Source organism: Dyella acidisoli (assembly GCF_030160295.1).
In the GTDB taxonomy this organism is placed as follows: Bacteria; Pseudomonadota; Gammaproteobacteria; order Xanthomonadales; family Rhodanobacteraceae; genus Dyella_B; species Dyella_B acidisoli.
In genome coordinates this window covers 177,830-202,136 of sequence record NZ_BSOB01000005.1, presented here as the reverse complement: position 1 = coordinate 202,136, position 24,307 = coordinate 177,830, and the positions used below count along the sequence as shown (strand labels likewise).

Genomic DNA, 24,307 nt, shown 5'->3' with positions numbered 1-24,307 from the left:
GAAAACGAGGCGTGCAGACACCCGCATCGGCGCAAGGCGTCGAAGTTCGATAACGAAAGGAAATCCTTGTCTTAGTGTTTTCTAGCGGCCCTTGTGCCCGCAGCGGGCCGCATCGGAAGACGTGCTTTGCTTAGTGCGAAAAACTTTTCTGGTTTATTCGAACAACCGCTCCTTCAACGGAACGAGCGCGGCACCGATCGCCGACGCATCGCCATTGGTTTCGGCCAGTACCAGCTTGGGCCGGTCGGGGCCCATGCCGTAACGATGAATATCGAGAAAGCGCACGCGGTCCATCAGCATGCGACCGAGCGGCAGCGGCAACTGGCCGCCGAATACGATCGCTTGCGGATCGAACAAACCGGCCAGCGCATTGATGGTGCGATTGAGCGAGGGCAGGCTGCGCTGGATCCACATTTCCACACCTGGCCACGTGGCATCGAAACGCTGGCGCAGATCCTCCACCGAATCCACCATGACACCGTGCATTCTCAGCTCATCCATCAACGAACGCAGCGTGGGGCGATGCGCCGCTTCCTCGGACGTAAACAAGGTGAGTTCGCCCGCATTGCCGTGCGTGCCGAACAAGGGTTTACCGCCGAGCACGATGCCGGCGCCGAAACCATAGTTGAAAGCGAGGTAGGCGAAGTTCTGCGCCCACAGTCCGGCGCCCAGCAGGCTCTCGCCGATGGCTGCGGTGGTGGCGTTGTTTTCCAGCCATACCGGCAGATGGAAGGCTTCTTCCAGAATCGGCACCAGATCGATCAGCGACCAATCCTGCAGGGGTTCGGATGCATTGACCTGGCTGCGGCCGGCGACAAAAAAGCCGGCAATCGCAACGCCCACACCGATCAACCGTTCGCGCCGTACACCATTGCGCGTCAATATGCGCTCCAACGCATCGCTGATGGCGGTCAACGATGCCTTGCGGTGCGTAGGAGGCGTGCGGATGTGCACTTCTTCCAGAATATGGCAGCCCAAATCGGCCAGGCAGAGCGTGATGGAATCGGTGTTGATAGATATGCCGGCGGTATAGGCCGCTTCGCGCACCAGCTCGATGCGTGGACTGGGTTGGCCGCGTCCGTTCCGAACGGTGGCACCGGCGCGAAGCAGCCCGCGTTCGATCAGTTGTTCCACCAGGCGATGCACGGATTGCTGCGCTAGATCGGTTTCGGCAGCAATGGCTGCGCGCGCGATCGTGCTGTGGCGGCGCACGATATCCAGGATCATCCGTTCGCTGGGAGAAAGCACAAGGCTGCCCGCGCGCCTAGGTTGTGCGCGTTTCGATGCAGCACCCGTTTGCTTCTTTTTATTCGTACTCATGACTCCAATGCGCTCCACAAAAGCGGTTACCTAACTGTTGCGATCATCATGGCGAAATGGAGGCTTCACCCCCATCCTCCCTCCGGCCAGGATAGTTGGCTCGCAACGTGGACCAGAACGGCATCGCCACTTGCATCAGCGCTGGCGTACCCGCGGCAACACGCAGCGTGCCTGCACCAACGGAAGCGGCGGACTCGACGATCAACCCGGCTTCGCGACAGAGCACCATGCCCGCGGCGATGTCCCACACATGGGTGTGATCCTCGAAATAGCCGTCCACGTAACCCAGCGCTGCAAAGCCCAGGCCCACGCTGGCGCAACGATACCCGGTGGCGAACCACTGGTGTTGCCTCAGGTGTGCTTCCAGCGCGGATGTTTGCGTGACGTTCCACCGAGCGTTGCTGCCGATGGCGGCGATACGTACGTCGGGAAACGGTATCGCGCGCGGGGCCGGTTTGCCGTCGACGAACAGGCCCAAACCGGTAGCGGCCGCTACGGTCACGCCGAGCACGGGGTAACGAATGGCGCCGATGACCGGCTCGCCATCGACGACATACGCCACGGCGACACCCCATAGCGGCGAGCCGCGCAGGAAATTGCTGGTGCCATCGATGGGATCGAGCACCCAGGCGCGTGCATCCAGTTCGCCGCCCAATTCCTCCCCCACGATGGCTTCGCCGGGGATGAGCGTGGCCAGTTCGTCGCGCAGCATACGTTCCACTGCGGTGTCTGCTTCACTGGCGAAATCCATTTGGCCCTTGCAGGTAGTGGCCAGTTGTTCGCGCGCGGCGAAATAGCCGCGTGCGATGTGGCCGCCGCGTTCGGCGATGTGTGTGGCCATCATCAGGCGGGCATGCAGGCTGGTCATGCTTGAACCTCTGCAACGCGCGCCATGCGTTCGCCAGTGGCCGCATCGAAACAGCAGATGGCATCGGGCGGAAATCCCAGGCTCAGCGTTTCGCCCGGTTGAAACGGACGCCGGCCATGGTCGATGGCGAGGACGCGCTGGCGACCGATGCGCACATAGATCACACGATGGCTGCCAAGGTCTTCGATCGCGTCCAAGGTGGCGATGATCCCGTTCGGTGCATCGAGCGCAATGGCTTCTGGGCGAATGCCGATCATCATCGACGTTCGCTGGCTTGCGCGTTGGTCCACATGCAGACGGCCACCATCCTCGATCGTTGCGTAGTCGCCTTCGTGGTGTGCCGTCAGCACGTTCATCGGCGGTGTGCCGATGAAGCCGGCGACGAAGGTGGTGCGCGGCTGGTGGTAAAGCGCCATGGGCGTGCCGGCCTGTTCGACCTGACCCTTGTTGAGCAACACGACGCGATCGGCCAGCGTCATCGCTTCCATCTGATCGTGCGTGACGAAGATGGTGGTGGCGCCGATCTCGTTGTGCAGCCGGCGCAGTTCCATGCGCATGTCATGGCGCAGCTTGGCGTCGAGATTGGAAAGCGGTTCGTCGAACAGCAGCACGCGCTGGCGACGCGCGATCGCGCGGCCGATGGCTACGCGTTGGCGCTGACCGCCGGAGAGTTGCGTGGGCTTGCGATCGAGCAGGTCGCGCAACCCCAGCAACTCAGCGGCCTCGCCGATGCGGCGCTCGCGCTCGACGCGATCCAGGCCGGCCAGCTTGAGCGCATAGCCGATGTTGTCGCGCACGCTCATATGTGGATAGAGCGCGTAATTCTGGAACACCATCGCGCAGCCACGGCTTTGCGGTGGCGTGCGCGTCATGTCGACATCGCCGATGCTCACCGTGCCTTGATCGGCTTCTTCAAGACCAGCGATCACACGGAGCAGGGTGGATTTACCGCAGCCGGAAGGGCCGAGCACCACGGTGAACTGCCCGGTGGCAAAGTCGATATCGAGCTGCTCCATCACGGTGCGCTCGCCGTAACGCTTGGACAAGCCGCGCACCTGTATCGCTGCACCGCTCATTTGCCCACTCCCGTTACGCCGCGCACGAACCAGCGTTGCGTCAGGCCGATCACCACCAGGGGTGGCGCCAGCGCGATCAGCGCCGCGGCCATCACCAGGTTCCATTCCGGTGGCTGGCCCGTTTCGGTCGGCAAGAATGTGGAGATGCCGAGCGAGATGGTGCGCATCTCAGGCCGGCTGATGGCGACGAGAGGCCACATGTAGTCTTTCCAGGTGGTAAGAAAAACGATGGTACCGAGTGCTGCGAAATTTGCTTTCGACAGCGGCAGGAGTATGTCGACGAAGAAGCGCACTGGACCGGCACCGTCCATGCGCGCGGCTTCGGAGAGTTCTGCCGGCACGGTCAGATAGAACTGGCGGAACAGGAATGTGCCGGTGGCCGACGCCATCAACGGCAGCGACAAGCCGGTGTAACTGTCCAGCAGATTGAGCGATGCGTGCAGGTGAAGGCCCGTGAAAAGAGTCAGGATGCTACGCAGCGGCTCGAACAGATCGGACGCCACCGCATAGGTCGGCACGATGCGCACCTCGAGCGGCAGCAGCAGCGTGATGAACGTGCCCCAGAACACCAGATGCCGCACGCGCGAGCGGAAATACACCGCGGCGAACGCGCTGGTGGAAGCCAAGGCAAGTTTGCCGGCCACCACGATCAGCGACACCACGCAGCTGTTGACCAGCATGTGGCCGATATCTGCGCGATGCAGCACTGCACTGAGGTTTTCCCAAAGATATTTGCCAGGGAGCAGGGCGAGGCCGTGCAACAAAATCTGGTGGCTCGTTACGGAAGCCGAGCACAGCGCGAGGTAGATCGGACCTAGCGCGAACACCAGGCTCAACATCAACAATACCAGCGTCGTGGCTTTCAGCAGGGGATGGCGTTCGACCATGTTCATGCCTCCCGCCTCGCCTGACGTTCGAACATCACGAATTGCACCGCGCTTACGGCAAGCACCAATAGCATCAGCAACATCGACAGCGCGGACGAGCCGGATAGATCCAGCCCGATAAAGCCATCGCGATAAATCTTGTACGCCAGGATGTCGGTGGCACCGCCGGGGCCGCCCTGCGTCATGGTGTCGATGATGGCGAAGCTGTTGGTGATGGAATCGATCAGATTGATCATGGCGACAAAGAACAACTGCGGCCGGATCATCGGCACCTGGATGTCGATGAAGCGCCGCAGCGGGCCGGCGCCGTCGATCGCCGCAGCGGCCATGTAGTCGGTGGGAATCGAACGCAGTGCCGCTACCAGCACGATGAAATCGAACGGAATTTGCGTCCAGGCAAAGGCGAACACCACCATCGACATCGCCTGCACACCGCTCAAATGCGGCTGCCAGAAGCCCGGCCACAGCGTGTTCAGATAACCCATCAGGCCGATGCTCGGACTGGCGGCCACTTTGAGAATCACGCCCAGCACGGAACCGGCCACTGCATAAGGCCAGATCAGCAGATTGCGGAACAGCTTGCCGCTTCGTTGATGCAGTTCCACCATGCCGGCCAACAGCAGCGCAACAAGCACGGACAACGACACGCTCAGTGCGGAAAACACGGCCGTGGTCAGCAGCGACGCATAGAAACTGCCGTCCTTCAGTTCACGCGCGTAATTGCCGAAGCCGACGAAGGTCGAACAATGCCCGAACGGGCATTCCAGATGCCACGACCACCACCAGCCTTTCAGCGTAGGCCAGTAAAAGAACAGTACGATCAGCATGAGCTGTGGCAGGCCCAACACGAACGGTGTCCAACGACCGTGGAAGCGTGCGCTCGATTTCATGGTGCGTTGTCCATGGGTTTTGCTGCACGGTACGTGGCCTCGAAGCGTTCGAGCAGTTGGTTGCCGCGCGCCTGGACGTGATCGAGCGCAACATCCATGCTTTCCTTGCCGCCCAGAGCACGTTGCACTTCTTCCTGCCAGATCAGTCGGAACAGCGCCACGAAGCCAAGCCGCACGCCGGCGTTATAGGTGTTGCCGGGCAGCTCCATGGATGCAAGCCCCACGCGGATGGCGTCCGGTGCAGTGGTGGTGGGCATGCTGGCAAGTGCTTTTTCCGCGGCATGCGTCAGCGGCAGATAACCGGTGCGCGTCGCGAACAGCAACTGCTGCTTCGGTTCGCGCAGATAGGCGAGAAACCGTGCCACGGCCGGATAGACGGATGGGTCTTGTCCTTTGAACACCCACAGCGACGAGCCGCCGATCGTATTGCCATAGCGTGTAGTGTCTGCGTACACCGGCAGGGAGCCGATCTCGGTATCGACGATGCCGGCTTTCGCGACGATCGCATAAGCGCCGGTGGCGTCGATCACCATCGCGCATTCGCCGTCGGCGAACGCCAGCGTTTGATCGTTGGCGTGCGTCAGGATGGCCGGCAGCAGCAAACCCTGTGCATGCCAGCGCGCCACATCGTGCATATAGCGGCGATGGATGCCATGAGCGAACACGTAGCGCGCCTGCAGGCCGTCGTGGCCGTTGGCCGCGCTGGCGATGGGTGCACCTTGCACGGCATTGATCTGCTCGAGCATTTTCCACGGCGTGTAATCGGCCACGGCCGGGCAGTTTTCGCCGTGCGTCTTGAGTGCCTGTAGCGCCTGGTCGAAGTCTTCCCAGGTTTGCGGCAGGCGAGTCACACCGGCCGCCGCAAGCTTGCGCCGGTTGGCATACAGCACCAGCGTGGATGCGCTGAACGGTTGCGACAGTAGGTGCCCGTTTTCCATCGCGTAGAAACGGCGAATGCTGTCCAGATAGTCCGTATCGTCGCTGGCATGTCCGGTGTCTTGCATCAGCGCATCCACCGGATAGATAGCGCCGCTGCGCATCATGTCGGCGGTGCCGACGTCGTAGATCTCAACCACCGCAGGTTGCCGGCCGGCACGGTAGGCAGCGACGGCCTTGCGCAGGGTTTGTTCGTAAGTGCCTTGCGGCAGGCAGCGCACGTGATCCTGGGGATGGGCCTGATTGAAACCGGCACACAGCTCGTCGATGGTTTGTGCGTAGATGCCGCCATGCGCGTACCAGAAATCGAACGCTGACGCGCGCGTGATCGCTGGCAGCACGGCAATGCATGCCGACAGCATCCAGGCGATCCACGGGGCGGCACGCAACATCATGCAGGGCGCTCCTGCCGGCGCAAGAAGAACAGATTGTCGAAGGCCTGCATGTCAATGAAGGTGCAGAACTCCGGTGCGCCGAGCGTGATCGTTCCCGCCGGCGCCACCCATTCGGCATATAGCTCGCTTTGCAAGGCCAGCGCTTGCTTGATCGCCTCCAGGCTCATCGATTGGATGAGATAGGAATGCGTCATGTGGAACGTATAGCTGTCGTGCCAAGGGGTGCGAAAGCCTAGGTGCGTGGCGAGACGATCGCGCAGATCGCGCAGCTTGTGCGCTTCTTCGGCATCGGCAGGCACCAGGGACATCGCCCCGATCATCAATTGCTCGGCGGGTTCGGCCAGTTTCATGCGCAGCGGTAGATCGATACCAAGATCGAACGTCTGCAGCTTGTTCGCCATGTGACGCGTGCATTCGGCCAGCGTCACGTTGAGCGGCAGTTCCTCCGGCCAGCGCTCACGTGTGCGATTCTGATCGTTGACACCCTCGAACACCGTCATGTGATAGCTCTCTGGCGGCAGCATTGCCAGACAGTCGGCGTGCGGCGCGGCCTTGATGCGATCTCGCACCGCAGTGAGGGCATTCGACAGCGGCGTGAACAGAGGCAAGTGGCAGATCAGCGTGTTGCCAGGAAAGCGCAGCACGTTGCCGTGTGCGTCGAATTTTTGATTCAGATGGGTCAGGGGCTGGTGGTATTTGCTGAGCATGGATTGATTTCAGTCATCGGGAGTACCTTCCATCTTCCGGAAGCGTGATCCTTCCTGGCTGTCATTCCCGCCTTCGCGCGAATGACAGCATTGAAAGATGGCGTATCAAAGCGAATGCGGCGTGTACTTCACTCCCAGCCAGTACGTGCGCCCGATCGAAAACGTATCCTTCAACAGATCATGCGCCGGCCCGGTGGCGCTGGTCACCGGCGAGCGGGTGAGGTTGGCGATCTCGAAGAATGCTTGCACGTCGCTGCCGATGTTCTGATGCACGCGCAGGTCGATTTCCTTGCGCGCTTTCCAGTACACGTCCTGGCTTGCCCGTGCACTGTCGATCAGGCGCAAAGCGCGAGAGGTTCCGTGGTAACCCAGATCTACACCGAATCCGTCCTGGTTGTAGAACACGGTGAAGTTACGGATCTGGCCAGGTTGATTCACCAGGCCGTCGATCGGTCGAGTCGCGCCGGAGGAGGTAAGTGCATCGAGGCGGCCACGCAGGAACGTGACATTGCCGTTGTAGCCGACACCACTCAGCCATGGCGACAACCAGCCCAGCGAACCCTGCACAAAGTTGAGCTCGGCACCGTTCAATTGGGAGCGCGAGGCATTCATCGGCTGCGTGATCGCCGCGATGCGATTGGCACCATCGAAGAACACGGTGCCGACACTGTTCAAGGTATAGATTTCGTCGGCAATGCGCTTGTGGAACACGGCTGCCGAAAGCATGCTGTCGTAAGGCAGATACCATTCCGCTGACGTGTCGAAGTTGGTCGACAGGCGCGGCTTGATGGCGGGATTGCCGCGCGTGATACCTACGCTGCCATCGGTGTTTTGGCTGTAGGTGGTATTCGGCGCGTAATCGTCGTAGGTGGGGCGGCCGATGGTCTTGCCGGCTGCAAACTTCAAGCGCACCGCATCGGTGGCGTTGTAGATCAGCGAAGCCGCAGGCAGGGTGAAGTCATAGCGCGAGCGATTGGTTTGCGGCTGCCATTGCGTAACGCTGCCAGTCACCTGTCGCACGTTGCCGGTGGTCGACAGCCAGGTATCGTCCTGGCGCAGGCCGATCAGCACGCTCAGGCGATCGGTCTTGTACGTGCCCATCAGGTAGGCCGCGGCGGTGTCTTCAGTGTGTGAGTAATTGCTCTGCAAGCTGTTGTTGGCGTTGCTGGCATACGCGGTGGCGCGTGAACTGGTAGCGAGCTGCCCCCACGCCAGATCTGGATTGATGTACAGAAACGGCACATTGGTGCCTGGCATCAGTTCGCTGGATACCGTGCCGACGCTGGCCAGCGTATCCCCAGATGAAGTGGGTACGAACTGCTGGTAACTTTCGTTGTAGCGATGACGCAGGCGGCGCCCGTCGATACCCGCGGCATAACCGAAGCCGTGCGCATCCGCGTCCATGTTCTGGCGGAAATCGAGCTTCAGATCGCCCACACTGTCACTGATGCGGATGTTGTCGTTGCGCCAGTACACCGCGTTGAAGTTGTTCAAGTTGGTGAAGTTGGCCGGATGGGTCATGCTGAAATCGGGCTGGAAACCGCTGGTGTCGTAGCCCATGGCGAGGCCCGGGGTGCCGTTGAGCACCGCGCCGTTAGCACCGTTGTACTTGAACTTGCCGTACGCGTACTTGTTGAGCGCAGAGGGGTTCCAGTCGCTGGCGTCGGAGTACGAGGCGCGCGCCGAGAACACCTTGTCGTCATCGACGTGCCAGTCGAAGCCGCTTTGCGTGAATTTGTCTTCGCGCTTGATCATCGCCTGCTGCCGGCCGATTTCCGATTCGCCGAGCGCGAACTGACCGGAGGTCCCGGTCTGGTTCTGCACCGGATTGGTGCCGGTGGAACGGCTGTCGTCGAGGATGATCTCGTTGCGTTCCGAATGGACGACTTCATCGTTGACGCCGAATGACAGGAAGCCATACATGTTCGGCGCAAACTTCGCCTCGAGCTTGCCGTCCAGGCCCTTGCGCTGCATGTTTTCCGGAAAGCTCCAGTACTTGCTCTGCTGCGGCACTGGATAGCCATTGCCGAAGTTATTGCCGCCAATACCGGGGTTGTTGGCGTTGCTGCCGTTGGCGTTGTAGTAGTTGTAGAAGATGTTGTCGCTGGTCATGTGGCCCAGCGAATACAGATTGCGGTTTTCGTAGTTGGCCGCGAGCACGAAGCCCAGCGTGTGATTCGGTCCGAAAGTGGCGCTAAACACCGCGTCACCCTTGCGAGCCAGACCCGCATCGGCGGACAGCGCGTTGCCCGTGCCGCTCACGTGACCTAGTGCAGCAGTAACGCTTGCGTAGGTGTGGCCTTGATTGTCGAACGCGCTGCGCGTGACCACGTTGATGGAGCCGCCGACCGCATTAGGGTCCTGGTCCGGCTGCCAGGTTTTGTACACGTCCACTTCTTGCACCAGCGACGCAGGCAAGAGATCCGTGCGCACGCCGCGGCTGGCGCGATCGGTGGTGGCCATCGGTGCGCCGTCGAGCGTGATGTTGTTGTAGCTGGCGTCGAGGCCGCGGATGGCGATTTGCTGTGCTTCGTCGCGCCCGTTGATGTTGTCGGAATTGAAGCTGGTGGACACACCGGCCACACGCTGCACGGCCTGCGGAATGTTCAAGCTCGGCAAGGACTGAATCTGCTCGCTGGTGGTCACGTCCATCACGCGGTCTTGCGTCTGTTTGGCGGCGATAGCGATGCCATTGGCGGCAACCTGACCATTGACCTCCACATTAGCCAACGTCTTCGCCTTGGTTTGGTCGGGCAGGGCGTTGGTGTCATCGGCCCGGCTCATGGCCGGCAAGGCCGTCAGGATGGCCAGTGCCAGGACAGACAGCCGACGGCCGTGCTGGCGTTCGGAATAGGTGAGCATGGTTCTTTCCCAGGTGCGGATGCGGTGGCCGGGCGGCAGGGCCGACGGCGCGGACCGGGGAAAAATATCACTCATCATGTGTCATATTGTTGACAGAGCGGGAGACTGAGAAAAAGTCCCGTTTAGCCTGAATCTTGTCCCTAATAAGACATTGAAGATGGACAATTAAATCAGCTATAGCGCGCCGCACTCGTCAACGAGAAAAGCCTTATCAGTCCCATTTTCGCAGGATGTCCATGGAAATAATTCACTTAACAGGTAATATTTGCGCCGCGCAATCCGCGCGCCTGTTGAGCAAGCACACATGGCGTTTCGCCTCGATGATCGTTGGGTCTGGGATTTTTGGTTCGCGCAGGAGGGCGGGCGAACCCATCTGTTCTTCCTGCAAGCACCCAAGTCGCTGGGCGATCCCAATAAACGCCATTGGCACGTCTCGATCGGACACGCCATATCCGAAGACTTGGTGAACTGGGTGGAAGTGGAGGAAGCGTTGCGTCCGGCAGCGTCGCCCGCGTGGGACGACTACACCACCTGGACCGGAACTGTGGTGCAGGCGCCTCAAGGTCACTGGCTGATGTTCTATACGGGCACTAGCCGCGAAGAAGAAGGATTGATCCAGCGCATTGGCGTGGCTTCTTCGCCGGATCTGTATCGCTGGGAGCGCTCGCCCCGCAATCCGATATTGCAATTGTCAGACAACACGCTTTACGAAACGCTCGACAAGAATGTGTGGTACGAGCAGGCCTGCCGCGATCCATGGGTATTTCCCGACCCCGATGGTCGTGGATGGCATATGGTCTTCACCGCGCGCGAGCCGAGCGGGCCGAGTATCGGCCGAGGTGTCATCGGCCACGCCACGTCGGATGACTTGCATCAATGGACGTTGCAGCCGCCGCTGTTTCGTTCACGCGTGTTTGCGCATCTGGAAGTACCGCAGATTTTCAAATGGCAAGGACGCTGGTATTGCCTGTTTTGCACGGCTGCGAATTTGATTGACTGGAATTATTCGAGCGCAGCCATGTCGCACCCCATGACCGGCACGCATTACCTGATGGCCGATCATCCATTGGGTGAGTGGCACTTGGTGCCGGGCGATTTTTTGGTGGGCGATCCGCTTGGGAAGCTTTATGCAGGACGTGTCATGCCCGCGCGCGATGGTTCCTTGCACTTCATGGCGTTTCTGAAAAACGAAACGGATGGCGCGTTTATCGGCGAGTTGTCAGACCCTCTGTCGGTGATTGTGCACGGCGATGGAATGTTGAAGGTGGACGCGTCAGCTTATGGCGTCTTGGCGAGTAAATCCTTTGTCTCAGCGTAAGACGTAGCCCTGCCTACGTCAGGATTAGAGGCGATAGCGCAATGCACTTGCGACTTTATCGCGATTAGGGAGCGTTATCAGGGTGAGGAGCGTGCTTTGCAACCCAAATCGCAAAGGTGGTAGGTGCCTCCGTCGTCGGGTGTGTGCGCGCAGAGTCCATGAACGCGGCCAAGGCGAACGGAGCAGATGCGGTGCTCAACTACGCGCACTCTATCCAGGTGGCCTGCTCGACGAGTTCGATGTCGTCGTTGACACCCTGGAAGCTTGCCCCTTCGGGATGAGCACAGGCTCCTAAAGCCAGGGGCGTGATCCTCGACATAAACCCTTCGCCCGCAAAAATGGTCGCATTCTTCTCTCACGTTCTCGCAAGTTCGTCATGGGTAAACAAGACAAGGCAACGATGCGAGAAGTGGTCGACCTTGCAAGCAAGGGAATACTGAAACTTTCGGTCGGACGCATGGTTCGATTGCATGAAGGGATCGAACTGATCAGGCAGTTGGAAAGGGGAGTCGCATCAACGGTAAGGCCCTGATCGTGATGGAGGCCCGATCGTGACACTGTCGCTCGTTGCCCTAGAACTTCGAAGACTGGCCCGGCGAGCGTCGATGCCACTCCCTATAACGAGCCATCATCGCTCGGCTTGAATCGCCATCGAAGTGATCTAAATAAGTTCCTTTCCGCGCCATTAAACCAATTGGGTCGCTGTTTGATTTTGCAGACAGTATTCCAGAGACAGAAAAACAAGCCTGCTCGGACAGCTCTTATCAAAAAGGGACAAAAAGCAGTCTTTAACTGACTTTATTTTAGGAATCGTCTGGCCAGCGAGCACCGTGTTCGCGGATATCCTATGCGCCACGAAACGGCCGCTTGGCTGCGGGGCATGGGAGTGCCCTCGTATGAGCAAAGCAGCCGGTTTTTCGCACTGAATCCGATCACGTCTGCGCCTGCGCAAAGCGCCGGTGTGGGCTGTTGCGTGTCTTTTGCAGCGCGTGCGGAAAAAACCAATTTCAAATAACGCAAAGGCCAGTCATGAAAAACATAACGACGCACGGTATTGCCACTACGGTCAATATGAATTACTCCACTCCTACGAATAACCATGCCTGGCCGCAGCGCAAGGCAACCTGCCTGGCCGTGTTGGCTTATGTGGCTCTAATGACGTCGCAGGCACACGCCAATTGCACAACCACCAGTAACGCGACGACTTGCGATACGACAGCGCCATCGCCGTGGGCCAGCTCGATCGGCACGGGCAACTCGACGGCTTCCGGCGCTTCGGTCACGCTGCAATCGAATGCGCAGATTGTGGTGGGGAACGTCTCCGACATTTCGCTTGGCAACAACGCAACCATCTTGTTGCAGTCGGGCTCATTGGTTCAGAACAGCGCCACGAGCACGGGTGGCGGCAATTACGGCGACGGTAAGAACACCATCGAATTCAACAACAATGGCACCTTGACTGTGCAGCAGGGTGCCACCGTGCTGTCGAACGGCACGGCGAACGATGCCGAAGCGGTGAATCCCATTGGCTTCGGCAACACCATCATCAACAACGGCACCATCCGGGCCGTCCATGCGGCGGCCATCTGGTTCCAGACTCCGTCCGGCTCCAATACCGTGGTCAACAGTGCCACCGGCATCATCGAAACCGATGTGACCCACGGCAACGTGCTGGGTGCCTCCGGCAATGGTGCAGTGGACTTCACCAATAGAGGCCAGGTGAAAGGCAACCTGGGGTTTGCGGGTGGCAACGATGCTCTGCACCTCTATACCGGCTCTTCGGTGAGCGGCAGCATTAGTGGTGGCGGCGGCACCAATCTACTCACCTTGAACGGTACCGACACCGATACGTTAAGCGTGGGCAGCAGTAGCGGCCCGACCTCTATTTCCGGTTTCCAGACACTGCAAAAGCAAGATAGCGGTACCTGGACCATTGCCAATCCGCTCGCCGACCTGACAGGCCTGACCTCGACCGAAGTGCAGGGCGGTACGCTGATCCTCACCGACAACAATTCGGCCTATGCCGGCAGCATGACGGTGGACAACGGCGGCACGCTGCAGTTGGGCAACGGTGGCACGACGGGCGGCATCAACAAGTCCATTACCAACAACGGTACGGTGGCCTTCGATCGAGGCAACGCGGTGACTTTCAGCAACGTGATTTCCGGTAGCGGCAGCGTGGCGCAGATCGGTTCGGGCACGACCATGCTGACCGGCGCGAACACGTATGCCGGCGGCACTTTCATCAACAACGGCACGCTTGCGGTCGGTGCGGATAGTGCATTGGGCGACGCGTCAGGCGGCGTCACCTTCAACGGCGGTACCTTGCAGCTCACGCAGAGCTTCGATCTTGCATCGACGCGCGCCGTGACCCTCAACGCCGCTGGCGGTACGATCGATACGCAGGCTTTCAACAGCACGCTTACGCAAGGCATCACCGGCACCGGCGCGCTGACCAAAGCGGGCAGCGGCACGCTGGTGCTGGCGGGTGACAGCAGCTACACGGGCGGCACGACCATCTCCGCCGGCACGCTGCAGCTTGGGAACGGCGGCACCAGCGGCTCCATCATCGGCGACGTTACTGACAACGGTACGCTCGCTTTCAATCGTTCCGACGTTTACAGCTTTGGTGGCGCGATTTCCGGTAGCGGTGCAGTCAACCAGCTCGGTAGCGGTACCACTGTGCTGACGAACGACAACACCTACACGGGTGGCACCACGATCACAGCCAGCACACTGCAGCTCGGCGATGGCAGCACCAGCGGTTCTATCACCGGCAATGTCGCCGACAACGGCACACTCGCCTTCGATCGTTCCGACGTCTACAACTTCGGTGGCGTGATTTCTGGCAGTGGTGCGGTCAACCAGCTTGGCAGCGGCACCACGGTGCTGACGAGTGACAACACTTACACGGGCGGCACCACGATCACGGCTGGCACAGTGCAGCTTGGTAATGGTGGCACTAGCGGTTCCATCACTGGCAATGTCGCCGACAACGGAACACTCGCTTTCAATCGTTCCGATGTCCACAGCTTTGGCGGCGTGATTTCCGGCAGCGGTGCAGTCAACCAGCTCGGTAGCGGCACCACGGTGTTGACGAACGACAACACTTACACAGGCGGCACCACGATCACTGCTGGAACGTTGCAGCTCGGCAATGATGGCACCAGCGGTTCCATCACTGGCAACGTCACCGACAACGGCACACTCGCCTTCGATCGCTCGGATACCTATACCTTCGCCAACACCATCTCTGGTACGGGCGGCGTGAACCAGCTCGGCGGCGGTACTACCATTCTCAATGCCGACAACACCTATACCGGTGATACCAACGTAAGTGCAGGTACGCTCGTGGTGGGCGACGACAGTCATGCCAGCGCAGCGTTGAGCGGTGGCGGTAGCACCACGGTAGCGTCGGGCACGACGTTGGGCGGCTATGGCAGCGTAAGCGGCACTGTGACCAACAACGGCACGATCGCCGTGGCTGATGCGTTGTCGGCGCAGGGCAGCACTGCCAAAGGCAGTTTCACCATCAACGACACGTTGAACAACAACGGCCTGGTGCAAGTAGGTGGCACTGGCACAGGCAACAAGCTCGTGACCACCAACTACGTGGGCGGTAGCGGCAGTGTCGTTGCGCTCAACACCTATCTCGGCGGCGATGGTTCACCGTCGGATCTTTTGGTGATCAACGGCGGCACGGCTACCGGCAGCACCGCATTGCGCATTACTAACGCGGGTGGCTCGGGTGCACTGACCACAGCCAACGGTATCGAAGTGGTGCAAGCGATCAACGGTGGTACGACGTCCGCCGGTGCTTTCAGCTTGGCCAGTGCAGTGGCGGCCGGTCCTTACGAGTATTCGCTTTATCGTGGTAGCACGGATAGCAGCAGTGCGCAGAGCTGGTACTTGCGTTCGCAGCTCGATTGTTCGCTGGTGCCAGGTGCTGCGGCATGTGCGCCTTCACCAACGCCTGCACCGAGTCCCACTCCAACACCGTCTCCGGCACCGACTCCCACACCAGCGCCAACGCCCACTCCGGTCCCATCACCTACGCCAGTGCCGACTCCCACTCCTACACCCACGCCCACGCCTTCGTCGTCTTCCAGCGCGGGCAACACCGCAACGCAGAAAACCATTCCGCTCTATCGCCAGGAAGTCTCGCTTTACACCGCCGTGCCTTCGATGGCGTTGTCCTATGGGTTGGACCTGATGGACAGTTTGCAGGAGCGCGTTGGCGAGGACGTGCTGCAGGCCGCGGGTGCTAAGAGCGACAGCAGCTGGGCGCGCGTCATCGCTCAGCACGGTTCGCGTGACGGCGGTTCGCTCGGTATTTATGGTGACAAGGGACCGAGCTACACCGATGACATGTTCGCCTTGCAGGCCGGCGTCGATCTTTATCGTGGTCAGCACGACGATGGCAGCCGCGATGTCGCTGGCGTCTACATTGCGCTTGGTCAGATTGCTGGTGACGTGAAGCACTTTGACGGCATTACGGCCGGCCACGATCAGCTACAGAATTACACGCTGGGTGGCTACTGGACGCACTTCGGTGCGTCCGGCTGGTACACGGACGCTGTCGTGCAGGGCACCGGTTACAACGTCAAGGCCAGCTCCGCGCGCATGGCTCCGCTGAAAACCGACGGTCGTGGTGTCGCTGCATCACTGGAGGGTGGCTATCCGATACCGCTGCGCGCCGGCTGGGTGTTCGTGCCGCAAGCGCAGTTGGTCTATCAAACTGCCTCCTTCAATGATGCTTCCGATACGGCGTCCAGCGTGTATTTCAACAACGCCAACTCGCTCGCCGGTCGCGTCGGCGCCGAGGCGAAGAAGAACTGGAAGCTTGGCAACGACGCCACGCAACCCACGCTGATGAGCACCTGGTTGCGCGTAGACCTGTGGCGCGAGTTCATGGCCAATCCGCGCGTTTCGTTCTCTACGCCCACCGCGCCGGTGAGCTTCCATTCCAACCTCGAAGGTTCGTGGGTTGGACTGCGCGGTGGCCTCAGTGCGCAACTGGCTCGCAACGTGTTCGTCTATGCCAACGTCGGCTATGACGTCGGCGTCAGCAATCATGCCAATGGTTATGGCGGCAAGGCGGGCATTCGTATTAATTGGTAAGCCTGAATGCTCGCGATGCTGTGCCCTCCTCTGCGACAGCAGGGGAGGGCGTGAGGAGATAACGCCACGTCCATTAATCCGTGATCCCCATAAACTATGGTCACACTAGGGCAGGCGACCACCTTAGTGGCGTGATGTCCCCGGTCGTTGATAAAACGGTGTCATACCGGCTTGTGCCAAGCCTTCCCGGTGCGATGGTTCGTCTGGCAGAAAGCGAACGATAAAGGATGCTGTATCGAGTCCGGCTTGAGTCGCTATCGTTTTCAGCGTGTCTGCAAGCCTTCTATCCGTAGGCTCATTCAACCCCAACACGATCTCAGTCCGACGTTCCTTGCCTCGCGTGAGTTCATAAAGGAATGCTTGATCAACACGGCCCGTAGCGTTGAACCACTCCACTAATTTGACCGCCACCGGATAAAGCGCATCGTCGGGTAGCCGAAAGATCCAAGGCGCGCGACGGGAAGGCCATTCAGCGTCGTGATGCGATTCCGCGATAAAACGACGCAGCAACACGCGCTGCGTTGCCCGCAGTTCGAAGGGCGCCTCTGATAGTGGATTAACGATGTACGTTTGGTCACCGCCCGCTGCCAACAGCACGCGCATGAGAACCTGCACGCCCTGAGCCGGTGACGGCAGCGCGAAGGGCAGGTGGGTTGCGCGGGTGAAGACAGGAACAAACGTAGTGCCATCGGTCTCACGGTGCCATTGCACAAGGTTACGTTCTGGAGCGGCCTCACCAGCTCCCGGGGGTTGCCGTAGGATTGCCGTTACCCGCTGATCGCTCAACTCGCGCAAAAAGGCCGTTTCTGCCTGATTGCTATGACTGGCGTGAAGCCACAATGCCTCTAATCGATCATCTCCCGCGTGTGCCATCCGCGTATTCCTACTCAGTCATTACTCGTTGCAGACTCTCCATGCATCGCCAGAACGAGTTAATGGAGCGTGCGGTGCCGTGTCATGGCGTTTGCTAGTGCTTCGGCCGAGGGTCTGACCGTCAGGTATTCGTCATCCAGCCGTGTCACTTCGTGCGCGAAGATGAGTGCGAGGGTGCTCATGGGTAGATCGGTGGGCCTGCTCATGCCGCGAATGGCCCAGCTTTCAACCTGGGCACGACGAGCGTAGCCGGCGATCGTATCTGCGAAGACTAGGCTTAGCCGGGCGACATCCATTCCACCTTGTTGATGCGTCATCGCCAATGTGCGCATGGCCAGATAGATCAGGTACATCACCTGGCCGACGCTGAAGTCTTCCAGCGCCCGACGCAATGCATCAACCGCTTGATCCGTCCACTCGGGGTTGTAGCCCGACTTGGCCAAGGTCCACCGCGCATATTGAGTGACTTCCGCTAATGCGAGGTCCTCCCACAGTGCTAGGAGTGCCTGGGATGTGTCTTCGGAGAACTCGATGTCACGGAGCAGCTCCTTGACTTCTTCGTGCTGCCGGCGGCAGTCACGCGACGCCCAGCGAATCCGCCACGCGATGCTGTCAAACCCATGGCGCATCCAGTCTCGCGCGAGCAGCCAGTCCTCAGCATGAGACTGAGACAGTTCCGGCTCGATGATCCCCAGCGCGTGAAGCGATAGCAGCACGCGCTGTGAGTAGTTGTCGTGCGGTGCAAGCGGCTTGTTGAGGGCATCCAGAGGCAGCAGGCGTGTCAGGGCGATGTCTGCCCCCACCCGTACGGCCGCCGAAAAGAAAAGGCTGGCGGTCAGATCGGTTGGATTCACGTCAAACCTTTAAGTCGTTGAATTAAGAAGCAGGAGGCAGTGTGGCCTTTAACCCCACCATAGCTCGCCTATACTAAGGAAGTCTTAGTATGCAGGCAAATCCATGCCATCGAAGCTTCTCGCAATACAGCGAGGGCGACGGAACTGGTGGCACGTGGAGGCAAAAAGGAGGCGGTGGTCGCTGCTCGCCTGCGCGAGGCCAGAACGGTCACCGGGCTATCCCAGCGCGAGCTGGGAGTGCGTGCGGGTTTAGATCCCTCTGTAGCTTCTCCCAGGATCAATCAGTACGAACGGGGCAAACATACGCCGGATACCAGCACCCTGGCCAAGCTCGGGGAAGTACTTGATGTGCCGATTGCTTATTTTTTCGCCAACGATGATGACTTAGCTACTCTCATCGCCACATTTCATCGCCTTTCCCTGGTCAAAAGGCGGCGCCTGATGGCGTTGCTTCAGCACACCTAGCTCTACCGCTGCTTGGTAATCTGAAGTCCGGGCGTCGAGGCAAGGACAAATCCTCGATAACAGTCGCGCAGGACACACAAGAGCGTTATGACTCCTTCCGTAGAGGTTTGCGTTCCTTCGATGCTATCTGACACCCACCGAAGGATTTTCACTAGAGTCCAGATTTCCTCGCCGATGGGTAATAGACGATAGCTAGTAAGCCGCCTTCAGTGGTGGGGAGCGCGTTCTGAAAGGGAATAGGGAAACCGAACTATGCGAGCCACCACAAAAGAGCACAGCTTCTGCATTCTTTGTCTCGACCCAACATTGCCATTAACTGACGAACATATCTTTCCCGAAGCTGCGGGTGGCGATATTTCGGATTTCATTCTGTGCAAATCTTGCAATAGCAAGCTTGGCCACACCATAGACGCGGCTTTCGTCAATCAAGCCGTCGTACGCCTCGCGCGCGCAACTTATCGCGTTGCGGGCAAACAGGGACACCTACCGCGCCCATTCGATGACATCTTTATGGCGAAGGACGGCGAAACATCCATTAGGTTCAAGCTCGACGAAAACTGGAAACCAACGGTTGTTGGTCAAGCACCCGAAATTTCATTCGTCGACGGCTTGTTTACATTCAAAATGTCGCTTGATTTCGCCGACGAGGCGAAAATTCCCTCGATTGTTCGAAAAGCAGTAACTCGCTTTTTTAAAAACGGAGACGGCAAAAAATTCAATTGCACGGATCAACAGATCGAAGCCGTGGCAAGCGCCGTCATTGCAGGCAGGCCGTTTGAGAGGAGTGTGGATTCTTCGTTCACGGCACCGTTCGGTGCCGATTTCGACGTGCTGTTTGCCGAACAAGCCAAGGTGATCTATGAAATTTGTTGCATAGAATTCGGCCTGCAATACATTGAGTCCCGCACAGGGTCGCAGATGCGTAATTTTCTAATTGGCCAATCTTCAAAAGAACCGTTGCCCTGGAATGTGTCGGACGTGATGACACGCCTGAACTCAGTTGCCGTAGTCATCCCGCCCATCGACAAACTGATCGATTTTTTGACTCAGGGAAAAAAGCATGAATACCACATTGCATTGGTCATGCAGACAGGCGTCGTACTCTCGATGATTGGTATCGCGGTTGCCTATCGCTTCGACGCACCGATCGTTGTGGCCGATATGCCGCAAGGATTCGGTAAGGTGTACATATCTAGTCTCAATGGAGCGAAGACGGGCGTGTTCGACCTGTCCGAATTCATCCCTGCGTTTTGCGAATGGCTGAGCTTACAGGGGCGTCTGCGTGTCGTGCCAATCAACGATAGGTTAACGTGGACTGCTCCACCCGGACATCTTTGAAGCCGTTGTTTTCAAGAAATCGTTCGACGACTCGCTTTGGCGTGGGATTTTTGGGACCAAGGATCACCTTGACGATCGCAGGTTGCGTTAGGTCGTCGAGCGCCAATGACCGATAGGGAACAATCTTATTTCCCGAAACACGAAACGAGCAGTTCCCCAGCGCAACACCAAGAGAAATCACACGCCACTCCTTTTCCTCAGCAAAAGCTGAGCTTTTCATCGCAAATAGAGAGGGGGGAATGGTAGGCCCAAAGCGCTGGATGAGGTTTACACGCGCTTTATTCAACTTTTCCTCATAGGCCAATGCTTGACCAAACGATTCCGTAGCCTCAGCAGATGTCTCATCTTGCTCTCCCAGCGGGCCGCTTTCGACACGTTTTTTGATAGTCTCATAGAGTGGCTTGACCAGATCAACTTGCTGCTGTTTGTCATAGATGACACGTTGAACGACGATGTTGGCGTCCTTTTGTTGTTCTGCGAGTTGCGCCAGGTAAAGCCCGTTGAAGCCGATCGAAAAGCCCGTTGCATCACCGGCATATCCGCGCCATTGGCTTAATAAGTCTCCCTCTACGGAGAGGCAGATACCAAACCCGTCAGCCACATATTCATAAAAACCGACAATGGTTTTGATTTCTTCCAAAACCTTCGCTTCCACTTTGTCATCTTTGGCTAAAGTGGAAACAATGTTCGAAACCAACTTTCCCTCCATGCTGTCATTGGACATGGAGAGCGACGATAGCCAAAGTGATCGCCCACTGACGATTGAATGGAACGTCGATGGAACGCAGTAGTGATAGAAAAGCCCCATTTGACATACTCCTTCCTGGGCATGGTGGTGCTTTGGTAAGAGGTTTCATAGCCACTCACGGGATGCTGAAAGCGTCTGGAAGTCAATGTTCCCAATGCGTTTGCTATCAGACACGCATGAATCTTGACGATAACAGGATTAATGAAAGAAGCCGCCGTGGATGTCATGCCTTATCAAATAGACGAGTGCCGATCGTTGACTTCTTCTGTCTGCGGGGTCCACATCTCCGTGCCGTTATGCAATGAGATGTTTAATCCTTCTGGAGCTTCACGGCGGCCAACAACAATCAATACAAAAGCGTACAGGTTGTGTTGAGACTTCCGAAAGCAATCAGTGATGGATGCGATATCCGTGACGGAGGGGACTGGTATGTCTTGTGGATGTGTATGCCAATCTCCAATGAAAATAAGCCCATTGCGATAAAAGTTGTCGATATCGCGCTGTTCTTTATTTCGATTGGGGAGGAAACTGAATCGACCACGTTTATCCTCTTGATGAGGACCAGTCGCCTCGACAACATGAATCTGGTATCCCTCAAAGCGCGCAAACAACTGACCTCCGGCTTCCGCCGACTTCGAGGTCAGTTGGCGATGCCGCTTGAAATGATCCAGCACACGATCGTGCAAGATCAGTTCTTGGCCTGAATTACCTATTGCAAAGATGATCACCGTCCTGGCTCCGGCAAGTGCAGGTTGCGCGACAGGGCCATGCCCGTTCATAGATGCGTCCTTCATGCGGGGGCCAGTTCGTAAACGCGAGCCACTCGGGGGTCCATTCAACGTTTGGGTCGATCAAGCCTCGTCTTCGCCCCACCCAAATACGGTGATTCAATCCACCATCGTTGATGCCGAGCAGCGTATCAAGCGCATGCTCTGCGATCAGCGCTTCAACGTGCGTCAATTCCACCGGGCCGTACATTTGGAATGTTGTGCCACACGCAGGCTCCTGCTGGAGATCAATCGCTCCATTGCTCTGGGCAACCGCAAGGGATGGGACGCCGAGGCCCGTGAAGCCACACGCTAAACAGCCGCCCACGGAACCTATCAAGACGCTGTGGCCCGCTGCGGCATAAGCTTCTGTCCATCCATACAGAATCGGTATACGCCTGCCGTTGGCAATCTGCCATGCATTGAGTGCGCTTTCATCTGCCCAATCGCCAATCGCGCTAACGATCAGATCGGCCTGTTGCAGCACGTGAGGCGTGGTGGATGCAACAACTTGCCAGGAACTCGAATGCGCGGTTACCTCAATCATATGCGGGTAAGCAGCACGTAGGCGCTGCGCCAATGCGTTAGCCTTTCCGAGGCCGCAATCAGAGATGCCCAGTGGATGCCTCCCCACATTCGCCGCGCTCAAGCTCTCCGGATCAACGACGGCGAGATGACCGACGCCGGCTGAAGCGAGTTTCATAGCAACGGGCGCGCCAACGGAGCCGCAACCCAAGACGACCACGCGTGCGTCGCGCAATCTCTGGGCGCGCGGATCTCGCCCTCGACCGTGTACCCAGTCCGCATCCAAACGAACCGCTACCCCACGTTCTATGCTCACCATCCCCAGATAGCGTTGTGCGAGTACATCGGTAGGGACGTGGCCAGCGCGGAATCCGCTGGTCAGCGGGTCGCGGCGAACTCCGGCCGGCAGACGCGTCGACGACGGTTTTATCAAGGTCACAGCTATCTGGCCGGGTCCCGCTGTAGTTGGGGAGGCCATCACAATCGGAAGTTGTGACGGTGTTTGAGCCATGGTGCTGAGAAACTTCTCTTTCAACGCCGGTGCATGCTCATGCAAGAGATGCAGCATATCCATGCCGGTTTTCGGATATTCGGCCGGAAGCAACGGTTGTGGAAGCCAAAGCAAAACGCCCTCACTCAGCGATTGCTGCGCAACTGTTTCGTCATGACGGTGGCTGAGCCAGCGACGCAACGTAGATTCATCATCTGCGACCACATGGCATTGATTACCTCGCCAAGCCACCAGAAAGCGACTCGGAGACTCAGGCGTGCTGAGCGTATACACCGTTCGATGTAATTCCTCGCTACGCCAACTCCACTCCCAATACGACATAAATTCGGAACGAAAATCGTCGACATTTGTCCCGGCCAGCGAGGCTTCTAGCAGGTTGACGGCGCGTCCCAAAAGTTCTTTCAATACGGCGACGGGCTTGCTCGCGTCGACCGTGACGTGTGTAGCGACAAGACAAAGCACACCATCGCGTTCAACGTGTGGCCATTGCAGGAAACGAGAAGCGCCTGCCAGGGCGACCCGTGGTGCCTGCCACGGGAATTCGTCCCCTACTAAAACATCGAGTTCGAGGGCTGTTGTCGCAATGGGCAACGTAAATCGCCAACCCGCCACAAAGTGGCGGGCGGGATAACGTCGATGCAGTTCGGCCGCACTGAGTTCATGCGCCCGGATCGGATCGGGTTGAAGGAACGCCGCGAGCGTCGCACGTGCATCGACGTGAACGGACCGACGCTCGCCGGGTGTGGCGTCAGGCATAGCGCCCGCCACCTTCCTTGCGCATCGCACCTTGCTGTGCCGCCTCGTCGCTCTGCTGACGCAGCCAGTCCGTCAAAATCGCGGGGGCCGTCGAGGATATCCGCTCCGACTTTGCAGCTTTCTCCTCGGCACGTTCGCTGAAAAAGTCGGTGTTGAACACCTTATCCCAGCATTTGAGCGCCTGAGCACGCGTGCAGTCACCAGCCTGCGTAGGTGCCAGCCAGTCCAGCGCGTCTTTGAGCTTATCGCGCAGTTGCCGTGCTTTAGCATCATCACTCCCGTTCGTAATGGTTTCGTTCGGGGTGACTGGGTGTTTAACTACTAGATCGAACGCCAGCCGATTCTGGATGGCCTGCATGGTGTCGTACAGGGACTGATCTTCCCGTTCGGCATTGGCACGAAAACATTCGGTCACCAGCTTGGTGATGCCGAAGCCACTCAACATCTGCCCCTGCCAACTGCTTCGGCTACGGGCAAACTTCTTGATGAAGCGAGTGATCCGCCGCAGTTGCCGCCCATTTGTATCGTCGGGGCTTTGGCGCCGGTTTTCTTCATCAAACCAAGCGGTGACGTCGCGGGCGTCCGAGCGCTTCCAGTCGGCGCTGGCGAGTTCGTTGATCGTCTGTTCCTTGCCGAAAAAATCCGTAGTGACGACGCGGCGGTAGACGGGTAGGTCGACGTGATAACCGGCGTCGTATACAACACGTACGCAGTTCGTATGCACTTCAGGCGGTGTTTTGAAAGTGCCGTCATCAACCGCGTCACGGATTCGTTGGCGCGCCTGCAGTGCAGTCAATTCAGCACCGCGCGGCCCGACGAGATCTGCTCTATCGAAATACACTCCATCGTCGATGTCGTAGTCGTTATCCGAATGTTGCACCATGGTTTTCATGGCGTAAGAGCCTTGGCTCTTGTGCTCGGCAGGTAACGGGTGACCTGCTTTCGTCAACCCACGATCGAGTCGGTTGCGATTTGCATTCCTTCGCTCACGCATCTTGGTTTGCTCTGGCGTGGGTAGCGTCACTTCTTTATCGTGGTACGCCAGTACATCGTCATGACAGTTATACATACACGCTCCACTACTCGGATT

Annotated in this window: 18 protein-coding genes; 4 read left to right on the top strand and 14 right to left on the bottom strand. The window is 58.5% G+C overall.

Annotated features, from left to right (window positions below; genetic code table 11):
• Positions 1 to 153: 153 nt before the first annotated feature.
• The 8 genes from QQJ86_RS02830 to QQJ86_RS02795 form a co-directional block, all read right to left on the bottom strand.
• The gene (locus tag QQJ86_RS02830; protein ID WP_284319389.1) at positions 154 to 1,320 is read right to left on the bottom strand and encodes an ROK family transcriptional regulator; all 1,167 of its coding nucleotides are present in this window, start codon (positions 1,318 to 1,320) and stop codon (positions 154 to 156) included.
• Between the two features lie 46 nt (positions 1,321 to 1,366).
• Entirely contained in the window at positions 1,367 to 2,188 is an 822-nt protein-coding gene (locus QQJ86_RS02825) for an inositol monophosphatase family protein (protein WP_284319388.1), read from the bottom strand.
• Complete coding sequence (locus tag QQJ86_RS02820) at positions 2,185 to 3,264, bottom strand: ABC transporter ATP-binding protein (protein WP_284319387.1); 1,080 nt, start codon at positions 3,262 to 3,264, stop codon at positions 2,185 to 2,187. The genes QQJ86_RS02825 and QQJ86_RS02820 overlap by 4 nt, the downstream gene beginning before the upstream one ends.
• The gene (locus QQJ86_RS02815) at positions 3,261 to 4,157 is read right to left on the bottom strand and encodes an ABC transporter permease subunit (RefSeq protein WP_284319386.1); all 897 of its coding nucleotides are present in this window, start codon (positions 4,155 to 4,157) and stop codon (positions 3,261 to 3,263) included. Before QQJ86_RS02815 ends, QQJ86_RS02820 begins: the two co-directional genes overlap by 4 nt.
• Positions 4,154 to 5,041, bottom strand: a complete 888-nt coding sequence (locus QQJ86_RS02810) for an ABC transporter permease subunit (RefSeq protein ID WP_284319385.1) — start codon at positions 5,039 to 5,041, stop codon at positions 4,154 to 4,156. The genes QQJ86_RS02815 and QQJ86_RS02810 overlap by 4 nt, the downstream gene beginning before the upstream one ends.
• Positions 5,038 to 6,372, bottom strand: a complete 1,335-nt coding sequence (locus QQJ86_RS02805; RefSeq protein ID WP_284319384.1) for an extracellular solute-binding protein — start codon at positions 6,370 to 6,372, stop codon at positions 5,038 to 5,040. Before QQJ86_RS02805 ends, QQJ86_RS02810 begins: the two co-directional genes overlap by 4 nt.
• Complete coding sequence (locus tag QQJ86_RS02800) at positions 6,369 to 7,079, bottom strand: DUF1868 domain-containing protein (RefSeq protein ID WP_284319383.1); 711 nt, start codon at positions 7,077 to 7,079, stop codon at positions 6,369 to 6,371. Before QQJ86_RS02800 ends, QQJ86_RS02805 begins: the two co-directional genes overlap by 4 nt.
• A gap of 105 nt (positions 7,080 to 7,184) precedes the next feature.
• Positions 7,185 to 9,941, bottom strand: a complete 2,757-nt coding sequence (locus QQJ86_RS02795; RefSeq protein WP_284319382.1) for a TonB-dependent receptor — start codon at positions 9,939 to 9,941, stop codon at positions 7,185 to 7,187.
• A gap of 304 nt (positions 9,942 to 10,245) precedes the next feature.
• Here QQJ86_RS02795 and QQJ86_RS02790 point away from each other — a divergent pair, with 304 nt between their 5' ends.
• Together QQJ86_RS02790 and QQJ86_RS02785 are read left to right on the top strand one after the other, a co-directional pair.
• Complete coding sequence (locus QQJ86_RS02790; protein ID WP_284319381.1) at positions 10,246 to 11,259, top strand: glycoside hydrolase family protein; 1,014 nt, start codon at positions 10,246 to 10,248, stop codon at positions 11,257 to 11,259.
• A 1,029-nt stretch (positions 11,260 to 12,288) separates the two neighbouring features.
• Positions 12,289 to 16,380, top strand: a complete 4,092-nt coding sequence (locus QQJ86_RS02785) for an autotransporter outer membrane beta-barrel domain-containing protein (RefSeq protein ID WP_284319380.1) — start codon at positions 12,289 to 12,291, stop codon at positions 16,378 to 16,380.
• Between the two features lie 123 nt (positions 16,381 to 16,503).
• Here the strand turns inward: QQJ86_RS02785 and QQJ86_RS02780 are convergent, their stop codons facing one another.
• A complete protein-coding gene (locus QQJ86_RS02780) occupies positions 16,504 to 17,253 on the bottom strand; it encodes an SseB family protein (protein WP_284319379.1) in 750 nt (249 codons plus the stop codon).
• A 59-nt stretch (positions 17,254 to 17,312) separates the two neighbouring features.
• Entirely contained in the window at positions 17,313 to 18,107 is a 795-nt protein-coding gene (locus tag QQJ86_RS02775) for a hypothetical protein (protein WP_284319378.1), read from the bottom strand.
• A 174-nt stretch (positions 18,108 to 18,281) separates the two neighbouring features.
• On the opposite strand from QQJ86_RS02775, the gene QQJ86_RS02770 reads away from it, so the two are divergent.
• Together QQJ86_RS02770 and QQJ86_RS02765 are read left to right on the top strand one after the other, a co-directional pair.
• Positions 18,282 to 18,572 (top strand): helix-turn-helix domain-containing protein, encoded by a 291-nt coding sequence (locus QQJ86_RS02770; protein ID WP_284319377.1) that lies wholly within the window; start codon positions 18,282 to 18,284, stop codon positions 18,570 to 18,572.
• A 252-nt stretch (positions 18,573 to 18,824) separates the two neighbouring features.
• Positions 18,825 to 19,910 carry an HNH endonuclease gene (locus QQJ86_RS02765; RefSeq protein WP_284319376.1) on the top strand — a complete coding sequence of 362 codons (1,086 nt, stop codon included), beginning with the start codon at positions 18,825 to 18,827 and terminating at the stop codon, positions 19,908 to 19,910.
• Here QQJ86_RS02765 and QQJ86_RS02760 read toward each other — a convergent pair.
• The 4 genes from QQJ86_RS02760 to QQJ86_RS02745 form a co-directional block, all read right to left on the bottom strand.
• A complete protein-coding gene (locus QQJ86_RS02760; RefSeq protein ID WP_284319375.1) occupies positions 19,867 to 20,718 on the bottom strand; it encodes a DUF2971 domain-containing protein in 852 nt (283 codons plus the stop codon). The two genes, QQJ86_RS02765 and QQJ86_RS02760, sit on opposite strands and share 44 nt — an antisense overlap.
• A gap of 173 nt (positions 20,719 to 20,891) precedes the next feature.
• Positions 20,892 to 21,386, bottom strand: coding sequence for a Mov34/MPN/PAD-1 family protein (locus QQJ86_RS02755; RefSeq protein WP_284319374.1), 495 nt, complete (start codon positions 21,384 to 21,386; stop codon positions 20,892 to 20,894).
• Complete coding sequence (locus QQJ86_RS02750) at positions 21,364 to 23,217, bottom strand: ThiF family adenylyltransferase (RefSeq protein ID WP_284319373.1); 1,854 nt, start codon at positions 23,215 to 23,217, stop codon at positions 21,364 to 21,366. The genes QQJ86_RS02755 and QQJ86_RS02750 overlap by 23 nt, the downstream gene beginning before the upstream one ends.
• Positions 23,210 to 24,286, bottom strand: coding sequence for a cyclic GMP-AMP synthase DncV-like nucleotidyltransferase (locus tag QQJ86_RS02745; protein ID WP_284319372.1), 1,077 nt, complete (start codon positions 24,284 to 24,286; stop codon positions 23,210 to 23,212). Before QQJ86_RS02745 ends, QQJ86_RS02750 begins: the two co-directional genes overlap by 8 nt.
• Positions 24,287 to 24,307: the final 21 nt, after the last annotated feature.